Genomic DNA, 11,975 nt, shown 5'->3' on the forward strand with positions numbered 1-11,975 from the left:
CCTTATTGTGGTTTAAGCATGGCGATCATGAAGTCTTTAGCACTCTCGACCTTGCCTTGTTGGATAGCAGCAGCCGGATCAACGTGTTTCGGACAAACTTCAGAGCAGTAGCCAACGAAGGTACAGCTCCAAACACCATTTTTACCGTTAAGCTGTGGCATACGCTCTTTTTTACCGTGGTCACGGTTATCTAAATTGTAACGGTGCGCCAGGGTAATAGCTGCCGGGCCGATAAACTCAGGATTCAAGCCAAACTGCGGGCAAGCGGCATAGCACAAGCCACAGTTAATACAGCCGGAGAACTGATGGTATTTCGCCATCTGAGCCGGAGTCTGCTTATTCGGGCCGTCTTGCGGTTTCCGCTCGTTACCAATGATGTAAGGTTTGATAGCTTCCAGACTCTCAATAAAGTGAGTCATATCAACGACTAAATCACGTTCAATCGGGAAGTTACCCAGTGCTTCGACTTTCATTCCGCCAGTGTATTCGCGCAGGAAAGTCTTACAGGCAAGTTTTGGAACCTTATTGACCATCATGCCGCATGAGCCGCAAATCGCCATTCGGCAAGACCAGCGATAAGAGAGGTCCGGTGCCAGGTTATCTTTGATGTAGCCCAACGCGTCAAGCAGAGAGGTCTGCTCATCATAAGGTACTTCAAAGGTTTCGAAGTGAGGTTCGCTATCACATTCCGGGTTATAGCGCATGACCTCCATTTTCAGGAGTTTCATATCAGTCATTCGCCTGCTCCTTATCCTTCAAATCTTTTGCATCTTTCGCATCTTGTGCGGTGGCTTCGCCACCATAAACACGTTTTGCCGGTGCCAGCTTGGTAATCTTAACGTCGCTGTATTCAAGGCGTGGGGCGCCACCCGGAGTATGGAAGGCCAGCGTGTGTTTGAGGAAATTAACATCATCACGCTCGGTGCAGCCTTCATCCAGACGCTGATGCGCGCCACGGGATTCTTTACGGTTAAGTGCAGAGTGAGCCATACATTCAGCCACATCCAAGCCGTAACCCAGCTCAATGGTGTACAGCAAGTCAGTATTGAAAACACTGGAGGTATCGGTGATTTTCACGCGTTTGAAGCGCTCTTTCAACTCGGCCAGTTTATCCACCGTTTTCTGCATCAGTTCTGGTGTGCGGTAAATACCGCAACCTTCTTCCATTGACAGACCCATCTCATCGCGGATTTTAGACCAATTCTCGGTCCCTTCCTGTTTCATGAGGTTACTTAGGCGGGTTTCCACATCACGGGTTTGTGCATCTAGCGCACTGCCATTTGCCGGGCCGGTTTCCATGGCACGCGCTGCTGCTTGTTCACCGGCAACACGACCAAATACCACTAACTCAGCCAGTGAGTTAGAACCTAAGCGGTTAGCGCCATGTAAGCCAACAGAAGAACATTCACCTACCGCGAACAGCCCTTTGATACGGGTTTCGCACTGTTGGTTGGTTTCGATACCACCCATGGTGTAATGCGCAGTTGGGCGCACTGGGATGGGTTCTTTGACCGGGTCGACACCGACATAAGCTTTTGCCAGTTCACAGATGAACGGCAAGCGCTCAAGCAGTTTTTTCTCGCCCAAATGGCGCAGATCCAGATACACCACATCACCACGTGGCGTGGCGATGGTGCGGCCAGCACGCCATTCATGCCAGAAGGCTTGCGAAACTTTATCGCGTGGGCCTAATTCCATGTATTTGTTTTTGGGTTCACCGAGTGGGGTTTCTGGTCCCATCCCATAATCCTGCAAATAACGGTAGCCGTCTTTATTGACCAGAATACCGCCTTCACCACGACAACCTTCGGTCATCAGGATGCCAGAACCTGGCAGGCCAGTTGGGTGATATTGCACAAATTCCATATCTCGCAGCGGAACGCCGTGGTGGAATGCCATCCCCATACCATCACCGGTAACAATACCGCCGTTGGTGTTATAACGATAAACTCGGCCTGCGCCACCGGTCGCCATGATTACCGCGTTCGCACGAATTTGTACACGGGTGCCTTCCATCATATTCATGGCAACTACGCCGCGTGCCTGACCGTCATCGACCAGAATATCTAACACGAAATGCTCATCAAATCGTTGAATTTGTGGATATTTCAAAGATGTCTGGAACAGTGTGTGCAGCATATGGAAGCCGGTTTTATCGGCAGCAAACCAGGTGCGCTCAATTTTCATCCCACCAAAACGGCGAACGTTAACCGAGCCATCAGGTTTGCGGCTCCATGGGCAGCCCCAAATTTCTAGCTGTGCCATTTCTTGCGGGCAACTGTGGACAAAATGGTCAACAACATCTTGTTCGCATAGCCAGTCACCACCGGCTACCGTGTCGTGGAAATGATAGTCAAAGGTATCGTGGTCTTGTGTGACGGCGGCTGATCCCCCTTCGGCGGCCACAGTATGGCTACGCATCGGGTATACTTTCGAGATCAGAGCAATCTTCAGTTGGGGGTTGGCTTCCGCTGCGGCTATTGCTGCACGTAAACCAGCGCCTCCGGCCCCGATAATAGCAAGATCGGCGTTAAAGGTTTGCACTGCGCTTCTCCATTGTTCAAGTGAAATACCCTTCATACTTCAAGCTACATGTGCGTTGGCTGCTTTCATTCACCCGAATCATTGACTGGCGTCAACTCATCGGGACTCACTCAATTGCCGCCTTCCTGCAACTCGAATTATTTTGGGTATCTAATTAAAATATATATAATTTTAAATTATTATTAGGCTAACTTATTCGCCGTTAACCAGAATGATGGTATTAAGAATAGCTATTTCTTACTTTTTGTATGGGAATAATTATACCTAATGCTAAGTGCTATAAATTTGATGTGATCGATTGTTTTGTTTTATTTGAACCTACTCAGGGGCATTACTAGCAAAAACGTGATCCCAAACAGGATCTACTGGGCTAAAGTCTTTTTTGCAGCGTGAAATGCTGAATTCAAGTCAAAAATCGGGCTGATGAGTGACAGATTTGTCTGAGTGAGTAGATGCGAGTAGACTGCATCCCCTGTTTGATTTCGGAGTTAACCACCATGAGCGAAACGGCAAGCTGGCAGCCGATTGCACCTATCGCCAATTTGTTGAAACGCGCAGCAATAATGGCAGAGATCCGGCGCTTTTTTGCCGATCGTGGCGTATTAGAAGTTGAAACGCCAACCATGAGCCAAGCGACAGTGACGGACGTTCATTTAGTCCCATTCCAAACCCGGTTTGTTGGCCCGGGCGCTGCCGATGGTATGACGCTGTACATGATGACCAGCCCGGAATACCACATGAAGCGCTTGTTGGCGGCAGGCAGTGGATCTATCTATCAATTGGGACGCAGTTTTCGCAATGAAGAAGCTGGCCGTCATCACAATCCTGAATTCACCATGCTGGAATGGTATCGCCCACATTATGATATGTATCGCTTAATGAATGAGGTTGATGACCTGTTGCAGCAAATACTGGATTGTAATAGCGCTGAAACCTTGTCTTATCAGCAAGCATTCCTGCGCCACTTAGACATTGATCCATTGTCGGCAGATAAAGCGCAATTGCGTGAAGCCGCGGCAAAACTGGATTTAAGTAATATTGCCGATACAGAAGAAGATCGCGATACGCTATTGCAGCTGCTGTTTACCGTTGGAGTCGAGCCACACATTGGCCGCGATAAACCCGCCTTTGTTTATCATTTCCCCGCGTCTCAAGCTTCACTGGCGGTGATCAGCACTGAAGATCACCGAGTAGCAGAACGTTTTGAGGTTTACTTCAAAGGTATTGAGTTAGCGAATGGTTTCCATGAACTGACTGATGGTGATGAACAACTGCAACGTTTTGAGCAAGATAATCGCATGCGAGCCAAACGGGGTTTACCGCAGAACCCAATCGATATGAACCTAATTGCCGCCTTGAAACAGGGCTTGCCGGATTGCTCAGGAGTGGCGTTAGGTGTTGATCGTCTGGTGATGCTGGCGCTGGGGGCGGAAAGGTTAGATGAGGTTATCGCATTCCCAGTAGGGCGTGCTTAATAACCCCTCGCCCTTGGCGCCGCAGCGGTGTTCGCTACGTTCACGAACACTGATGTAAGCTCATCGGGATTAATGAACTTGTTGCCTTGCTGCAACACCAATGACTTTGGGTAATATTCCTGATTATTGGGCCTGACTCTTCACAGAGTCAGGCCATTTCTCTATCGATACGTCAACTTAATTTACAAGCTACCCGGTGTGCGGCCACGCCCTGAAGTAATAGTGCGGCCAGCGCCACGCCCCAGTGTTTCCAGCCGAGCCTGGAAGGGTGGGAATGGCAGAGTAATGCCGTGCTCACGGTAACCGGCCAGAATCAACTGGTGGATCTCATGGCGCAGTGGCATACGATGGCCCATTTCGGCGGCGTAAATACGCAGTTCGAAAATCTGAATCCCTTGTTGAAGATCAACCAGATAGACCTCGGGTGGTGGGTTATCCAATACCAAGGTACAGCGGCGTGCAGCAGTAAGTAACACCTCAGTCACTTCCTCACTGCTGGTTTCAGCCGGAGCCGGCACTGTGAGTACCACACGGGTAATTGAATCCGACAGTGACCAGTTAATAAATTGCTCAGTAATAAATGCCTTATTCGGCACGATAATTTCTTTGCGATCCCAGTCAGAGATAGTTGTGGCACGGGTATTGATTTTGGTCACGCTACCGGTGAGATCACGTATGGTCACGGTATCGCCGATACGGATCGGTTTCTCGAACAAGATGATCAGACCAGAAACAAAGTTGGCAAAAATCTCCTGCAAACCGAACCCCAAACCTAAACCAAGTGCGGCAACCAACCATTGGAATTTCGCCCACTCGATCCCCAACATAGAGAAACCGAGCAAGCTGCCGAACAGGATCAACAGATATTTGGTGATGGTGGAAATGGCATAGCCCGTTCCCGGCGTCAGATCCAGATGCTGCAATAGCGCCAGTTCCAGTAGGGCAGGCAGGTTACGGACTAGCTGGGTAGTCACAACCATCACTAAAATAGCGATCAGCAGTGATCCCATGGTGATCGCCTGCACCGACTCAATACCGTTAATGGTGGATGACACATCCCACAGGCGAATATTTTCCAGAAAACCAAACGCTGAATGAATCTCAGACCACAATGCTATCACTGAAACCAAGGCGATCATCGTCAGGATCGATCGCACCAGACGCAGAGATTGGGCGCTGATCACATCCAGATCAATGACCGGTTCCTCAACATCAATGGACCCTTCGGTACTGTTATTGTGCGGCGTATCTTCTTCACCGCGGGCGCGCTGCGCCAGAATATCGGCTCGCCGCTGCTTAGCTCGGTCAAAAGCAATACGGCGGCGCTGAATCAGCATCCAACGGCGGATAATATGGTAAACCACCAACAAGAAGAACCAGATGGCAACCGAGGTTTCCAAACGCGCCAGTAGCGCCTGTGAGGTGGTGAGATAACCGAGCGCCGCGGCCAATGCCGCAATCAGTGGGGCAGATAGCAGTAGCCCCCATAACGCCACGTTAATGATGTTCTCGCCCGAGCCTTTTTTATCCAGATAGAGTGGAATACCGGCTCGTTTCAGGCTATTGGTCACCAGACTTAAGGCAACACACAGCAAAATAAAGCACAAGCGGCCCAGGGTGCCAGCGAATTCACGGTCGTTATAATTCTCGAATGTAATCAGTGCCATCATCAATGGGATAATCAACCACACTGACATGCGATAAAAACGCATTGCCCGCCCGACCTGCGCCGGTGACCAGCGGAAGTGGGTGATAAACAGGCCATGAGGATGGGCAAACGAGGCACTTATCATAAACAGCCACAGTACTGGCACGGTGGCAGTGACGGCATTACCAATGGCGATCGCCATCGGATATGACCAGGCGTTTTGCAGGCCATAGCCGAGCGCGGCCCACAATACCGGTAGCGGCAGCGCCATCAGAATTGACCAGAAAACGGTACGTAATGTCAGGGAGAAATGGTCTTGTGTAACCTTACCTACCCGGCTGCTAGCACGCTCCAGGAAGGCATGATAGTGGCGACGCAAGCTGATACTGAAACCGACAAACAGCAAGGCTGCGCTGATCGGTAGCAGTGTCTCCTGGCTGGTCATCATCATGACGAATGCGCCACTTAACTGCGAAAGTGTATCCAGCGACAGTAAGCGGGTCAGGTCATGGGCAACGTTAATCGGGTAAGACAGTGATATTGGGCTGACATCTGCGACCCAAAATAGATAACGGTGAGTGGCCTCGCGAACTTCACTTAGCGCATCCACCAACTGACTGTTGGCCACTTTCAACTTGGTTAATTCTAGAATCTGGGTGTCATAGCCGGACAGCAGAGAATTCAGCAATTCGCGCTGTGTGCGCCATTGAGCATCAAGGATCCGCTGCTGTTCGGTGGTGAGCGGTGTACCATCATTTTGCTTTAATTTAACATTTTGCTGCTGTAACTTCTCCAACATGTCTTCATATTGCAGACGTTGAACCCGCAACTGCGCCATATCACGATCCAGTTGCTGAGATTTCGGTACGTCAGGCAATCTTGCAACCTGTGCCCGCAGTGTTTCCCCCAGTGCGGTTGAAACGCCCAGCCACTGGGCCTGTTCACGAATAGTACTGAGAGCCTGCCGGACTTGTTGGGTCTGGGCTACCGCTTGCCGTTGTTGCGAAGAGATCAGATCAATGCGTTGCGCCTGTTGATTTAGCGCTTGAGATAGCTCGCGGTTGATTTGCAGTTGCTGGATGATTGACTCAGGTAAATCGCCCCCTTGTTCCGCCAGTAACTCGGTGCGCTCAAGTGCCTGTTCAGCCGCCTGCTGACGCTGGTTATTGAGATTATTACGTAAGGTTTGGAGCTGAGCATCAACCCGTTCTTGACGCTTTTTGTATAACTCGGCGCGCAGCCGTGACAGCTCTTGCCGGTTGTTGGCTGAGAGCTGAGAAAGCTCCAGTTCATTGGCTTTAGCCTTACGGGCCACGGCTTCTGCTTGTAGTAATGCAAACTGTGCCTGTGCGACAGGATTGGCGGGGTTACTTTGCGCCTGAAGGCGGGTGCTGATTTCAGTCAGAATTCGCCGAGCTTCTGATTGCTGCTGAGGCAACTGGCTGAGGGATTCACTGATTTCCCGCGCCCGATCCTGTTCTTGTTGCGACAGACGGCTTAATTCCAACAACTGGCTGCTGATTTGCAGCACTTGTTGTTCCAGTTCGGATGTAGACATGTTACTGGGTACGGGCAGGGGTTTATCCCCTTCTTGCGCCAGTTCCTGGCGTAACTCGCGGGTCAGTTTGGGGAAGTCATCAATGGCTTTTTGATACTGCTGGGCGCGGATATCAGACTCTTTTGCATCCGCCAGCCAGCTAAGAGCCGATTGCAGCGCCTGAACAATTTCGGTCTGATTTGGCATCCCTTTATTGGTTTCAGCCTGTTTCAGCTCTTGTCTGAGCTGATCTTCATTAGGCTGAGTTGCCGCATGCAACGGCAAAGACAGCAGCATGACAAATGACAGTAACAGGCCAAAAGAGAGTGATTTACCAAAAGATCGAGAAATTATTAGGCGCACGTAAGGGTTCCTTAACATCGATTACGTTTATACCCGTCATACTCCAAGCTGCATATGCATTGGCTGCTCTCGTTTACCCGAATCATTGACTAGCGTCAACTCATCGGGTTTATTCGCTTGCCGCCTTACTGCAACTCGAATTATTTAGGGTATAGCAGTAGGGACGGCTTCGGCTAATACTTCACCCATGCGGGTAACAGAACCACTGTTTAACTGTGGTGCTAAATAGACTTTACCTTCAGCAAACAGGTTAATCACTGTCGAGCCTAACTTAAAGCGGCCCATTTCTTGCCCTTTTTCCAGCACTACCGCGCCTTCAGTTCCTGCTTGCGGATAGGTCCATCGGCGAATCACACCTTCTCGTGGCGGGGTAATGGTGCCAGCCCAGACGGTTTCTATGCTGCCAACAATAGTGGCACCTACCAGAATTTGTGCCATCGGGCCAAAAGCGGTATCAAAGATGCAAATAACACGTTCATTACGTGCGAAGAGATTAGGCACATTGGCCGCAGTCAATGGATTGACCGAGAACAAATCACCTGGCACATAAATCATTTCGCGCAAGATACCGTCACACGGCATATGGACGCGATGGTAGTCACGTGGAGCCAGATAGGTGGTGACAAAATGGCCATTTTGGAACTCAGCAGCCAACATATAGTTACCGGCGAGTAGGGCTTCCAGCGTGTAGTTGTGGCCCTTTGCCTGCAAAATTTGCCCGTCATGAATTGCGCCTAACTGGCTAATAGCGCCGTCGGCAGGTTGGGCCAAGAGGTTTTCTTCCGCTACAACAGGGCGCACACCCGCGCGCAGTGGGCGCACAAAGAACTCATTAAACGAACGATAAGCAGAGAACTCAGGGTCCTGGGCTTCCTTCATATCAACATGGTAGTAGCGGGCAAATGCCTTGATCACCAGTTGGGTCAGCCAGCCACCTTGCTTATCTGCCCCCCAGCCTGCCAAACGAGTCAGGCCAAGTTTTGGGAGTAAATATTGTAATCTGATTTTGATACTGTCCAGCACGTAGACCTCTGGGTAAACGGTAAAATTAATGAGGGGGCGCATTATACTCGTCGCCCTTCAAGATACAGGGGTGTTGGCTGCCTTTACTCACACCAGTCACTTACTTGAGTAAGCTCCTGAGGCTTCGCTCAATTGCCGCCTACCTGCATCTTGAAGTCACTGGGTATATATCTTTCTGCGCCCACAGTTTTTAGCTAAAGCATGTTCAACAGGACTATTGAGACATCATTTCTCGTCGCTATCAGATGTCTTACGCGGCTTCGCCTGTTCCATACTTTCCAGGATTCGATGGTAATTATCGAAACGCTCTTCAGCGATTTTGCCTTGTTCTACCGCTTCGCGCAGTGCACAACCGGGATCGGTGGTATGGCTGCAATCACGGAATTTGCAATGGCCGAGATAATCACGGAATTCGACAAATCCTTGAGTGATTTGTTCCGGTGCCAGATGCCAGAGGCCAAATTCACGCACCCCCGGTGAGTCAATCACATCGCCGCCTTGCTGGAAGTGATATAAGCGGGCTGCGGTGGTGGTGTGCTGACCCAGACCTGAATTACCCGATACCGTATTCACCAGAATTTCGTTATCCGTTGGCGGTAACAGGGCATTCAGCAGGCTGGATTTACCCACGCCGGACTGACCGGCAAAGATACTGATGCGCCCGGCCAGTGCCTTTTCAAAGGCTTCCATCCCTTCACGGGTTTGACTTGAGACTTCCAGCACGTTGTAGCCAATGCGCCGGTAAATCTCCATCATGCCATCAACGAATTTACGGCCATCGGCATCCAGTAAATCGATTTTGTTCAACACAATTAACGGTTCGACTTCCAGTGTTTCACAGGCCACCAGATAGCGATCGATAATATTAAGAGAAAGTTCAGGTAAGATCGCCGAAACGATCACTATCTGATCGATATTTGCGGCGATCGGTTTCACGCCGTCGTACAGGTCAGGGCGTGTCAGCACGGATGTACGCTCATGTACGGCTTCGACAATGCCTTTAACCCGCACACCTTCCTGAGCTTGCAAGCCTGGACGCCAGACCACACGGTCACCGGTAACCAGTGATTTAATGGTACGGCGGATGTTACAACGGTGTTGAACACCATCGGTGGCTTCGACATCGGCGTGCTGACCGAAACGACTGATTACGATACCTTCTTGCGCATCGCCAAGCTGAGAGTCATCTAACTCAGGTTTTCTATCAGTGCGTAGCCGACGCTGATGGTTTGCCTGCACACGGCGTTGTTGACCTTTCGACAGTTTATTCTTACTCACTGCGCCTCACTTGAATCTGCATTAATACCCTTCATACTTGAAGCCGCTGGGGCCACTCGCTTCACTCCCCCGCATCGGTGTAATCTTATCGGGATTCGTTTGCTTGCTACCTACCTGCAACGCCAATTTCTTTGGGTATATCGCTGGTTGCGACCAAAAGGGCTATGATACACATTATTTTATCAATTAACCGTTTGTTCGGTAGTCTCACCCGCTAACAGGCAGGAAATATTATGGCAGAGAATCAAAATAATCTGATCTGGATCGATCTGGAAATGACCGGCCTTGATCCTGAGCGCGATCGGATCATTGAGATAGCCACTCTGGTCACCGATGCTAATCTCAATATTCTAGCCGAAGGCCCAGTATTGGCGGTTCATCAGTCGGATGAACAGCTTGGGCTTATGGATGAATGGAATGTGCGTACCCATACCGGCAGTGGTTTGGTGGAACGGGTTAAAGCCAGCCCATTTAGCGATAGTGATGCTGAATTACAAACCATTGAATTCTTGAAACAGTGGGTTCCAGCAGGCGCTTCACCTATCTGTGGTAATAGTGTCGGCCAAGACCGCCGCTTCCTGTTCCGTTATATGCCAGAGCTTGAAGCTTATTTCCACTACCGCTATCTGGATGTCAGCACGCTAAAAGAGCTGGCACGCCGCTGGAAACCAGAGATTCTGCCAGGTTTCAAAAAACAAAATACCCATCAAGCACTAGACGATATCCGTGAATCTGTGGCTGAGCTTGCCTATTACCGCGAGCATTTTATTCAATCTTAATCCCCTGCGGCCTTGAAGTAGCAGGGGTGTTAGCTGCACCCACTTACCCGAATCACTTACTTATGTAAGCTCATCAGGATGCGTTTGCTGGCTGCCTACCTGCTACTCCAATGACTTTGGGGATTTGTTGCGGCCTTGAAGTCGCGGGGGTGTTAGCTGCGCTCACTTACCCGAATCACTGACTGCCCGTTGACCTTAAAATAAATAGACTCATCGGGATGCGTTTGCTGGCTGCCTACCTGCTACTCCAATGACTTTGGGGATTTGCTGCGGCCTTGAAGTAGCGGGAGGGGGGTTAGCTGCACTCACTTATCCGAATCACTGACTGCCCGTTGACCTTAAAATAAATAGACTCATCAGGATGCGTTTGCTGGCTGCCTACCTGCTACTCCAATGACTTTGGGGATTTGCTGCGGCCTTGCAGTAGCAGGGGTAGCTGCGTTTACACCCCTGCTGTTTCAATAACTTTGGGTATATACTGTGCCCGGCGCTGGTAAAAGCGCCACATTGCTGTTTTAATCGGCACTTGAATCAAAAAATGATTTTTTTGCTTTTAGGGGCTTGCGGCAAAACGGATTTCTCGTATAATGCGCACCCCGTACCGATGAAGAATTCGCAAACATGCGCAGACCGATTTAGTACGAGTTATGTGTAGAAAAAGTTGTAAAAAGTAAGACGGCACCAAGCGGGAATAGCTCAGTTGGTAGAGCACGACCTTGCCAAGGTCGGGGTCGCGAGTTCGAGTCTCGTTTCCCGCTCCAATCTTTAACCATAAAGATAGTGACCGGCAGTACAGCAGCTTTAGTTCAGAAGTCAGAAATATAAGTGATACGTTATTATGACGTATGGCAGCGACGCGGGAATAGCTCAGTTGGTAGAGCACGACCTTGCCAAGGTCGGGGTCGCGAGTTCGAGTCTCGTTTCCCGCTCCAAAATTTATTTCTGAATAAGCAGTAAATATCAAATGCTGTCACATACAGCAGGGTGCAAAAGCATCTCAATGCGGGAATAGCTCAGTTGGTAGAGCACGACCTTGCCAAGGTCGGGGTCGCGAGTTCGAGTCTCGTTTCCCGCTCCAAAATTTTTATTCAATTCTATTATTTTTATCCACAGCTACATAACGCGCCATGCCGCGTTGTACATACAATGTATTAACTTCGTCAACAGACTTATCCACAGATTCTGCTCTTTTTATATCCAGCTCATATTTTATCCACTGCGCAACCCTCTTTCATATCTCTTTGATTTAGCGATATATATTTTTCTGTGAAAACGTTATACCGATCACTTGCGCTTTTTTTCGCACTTGATTGCCAAGGTGTTTTTAT

The 11,975-nt window shown here is 49.7% G+C and carries 7 protein-coding genes and 3 tRNA genes; 5 read left to right on the top strand and 5 right to left on the bottom strand.

Annotated elements, in window-relative coordinates:
- Positions 1-2 precede the first annotated feature (2 nt).
- Together Q2T71_RS00780 and frdA are read right to left on the bottom strand one after the other, a co-directional pair.
- A complete protein-coding gene (locus Q2T71_RS00780) occupies positions 3-737 on the bottom strand; it encodes a succinate dehydrogenase/fumarate reductase iron-sulfur subunit (RefSeq protein WP_372557816.1) in 735 nt (244 codons plus the stop codon).
- Positions 730-2,544 carry a fumarate reductase (quinol) flavoprotein subunit gene (gene frdA, locus Q2T71_RS00785; protein ID WP_372557817.1) on the bottom strand — a complete coding sequence of 605 codons (1,815 nt, stop codon included), beginning with the start codon at positions 2,542-2,544 and terminating at the stop codon, positions 730-732. Before frdA ends, Q2T71_RS00780 begins: the two co-directional genes overlap by 8 nt.
- Before the next feature lie 497 nt (positions 2,545-3,041).
- Between frdA and epmA the strand changes: the two genes are divergently transcribed.
- On the top strand, positions 3,042-4,019 hold the full coding sequence (gene epmA / locus Q2T71_RS00790) for an elongation factor P--(R)-beta-lysine ligase (RefSeq protein WP_372557818.1): 978 nt from the start codon (positions 3,042-3,044) through the stop codon (positions 4,017-4,019).
- A 182-nt stretch (positions 4,020-4,201) separates the two neighbouring features.
- Here epmA and mscM read toward each other — a convergent pair whose 3' ends face one another.
- From mscM to rsgA, 3 genes are all read right to left on the bottom strand, one after another.
- Entirely contained in the window at positions 4,202-7,585 is a 3,384-nt protein-coding gene (gene mscM, locus Q2T71_RS00795; protein WP_372557819.1) for a miniconductance mechanosensitive channel MscM, read from the bottom strand.
- A gap of 126 nt (positions 7,586-7,711) precedes the next feature.
- The gene (asd, locus tag Q2T71_RS00800) at positions 7,712-8,590 is read right to left on the bottom strand and encodes an archaetidylserine decarboxylase (RefSeq protein WP_083163920.1); all 879 of its coding nucleotides are present in this window, start codon (positions 8,588-8,590) and stop codon (positions 7,712-7,714) included.
- A gap of 225 nt (positions 8,591-8,815) precedes the next feature.
- The gene (rsgA, locus tag Q2T71_RS00805; protein WP_005187493.1) at positions 8,816-9,868 is read right to left on the bottom strand and encodes a small ribosomal subunit biogenesis GTPase RsgA; all 1,053 of its coding nucleotides are present in this window, start codon (positions 9,866-9,868) and stop codon (positions 8,816-8,818) included.
- A gap of 233 nt (positions 9,869-10,101) precedes the next feature.
- On the opposite strand from rsgA, the gene orn reads away from it, so the two are divergent.
- The 4 genes from orn to Q2T71_RS00825 all read left to right on the top strand — a co-directional run bounded on the left by orn (position 10,102) and on the right by Q2T71_RS00825 (position 11,725).
- Complete coding sequence (orn, locus tag Q2T71_RS00810) at positions 10,102-10,647, top strand: oligoribonuclease (protein WP_005187496.1); 546 nt, start codon at positions 10,102-10,104, stop codon at positions 10,645-10,647.
- A gap of 685 nt (positions 10,648-11,332) precedes the next feature.
- Positions 11,333-11,408, top strand: a tRNA-Gly gene (locus tag Q2T71_RS00815).
- Positions 11,409-11,503: 95 nt separating this feature from the next.
- A tRNA-Gly gene (locus Q2T71_RS00820) sits at positions 11,504-11,579 on the top strand.
- Positions 11,580-11,649: 70 nt separating this feature from the next.
- Positions 11,650-11,725, top strand: a tRNA-Gly gene (locus tag Q2T71_RS00825).
- Positions 11,726-11,975 lie beyond the last annotated feature (250 nt).

It is taken from the genome of Yersinia sp. 1652 StPb PI (assembly GCF_041538345.1).
GTDB classification, from domain to species: Bacteria; Pseudomonadota; Gammaproteobacteria; order Enterobacterales; family Enterobacteriaceae; genus Yersinia; species Yersinia enterocolitica_E.

Excerpts from the sequence above, each read along its gene's own strand:
- Q2T71_RS00780 (WP_372557816.1), bottom strand. The coding sequence starts at position 737 with ATGACTGATATGAAACTCCTGAAAATGGAGGTCATGCGCTATAACCCG.
- epmA (WP_372557818.1), top strand. The coding sequence starts at position 3,042 with ATGAGCGAAACGGCAAGCTGGCAGCCGATTGCACCTATCGCCAATTTG.
- mscM (WP_372557819.1), bottom strand. The coding sequence starts at position 7,585 with ATGTTAAGGAACCCTTACGTGCGCCTAATAATTTCTCGATCTTTTGGT.
- orn (WP_005187496.1), top strand. The coding sequence starts at position 10,102 with ATGGCAGAGAATCAAAATAATCTGATCTGGATCGATCTGGAAATGACC.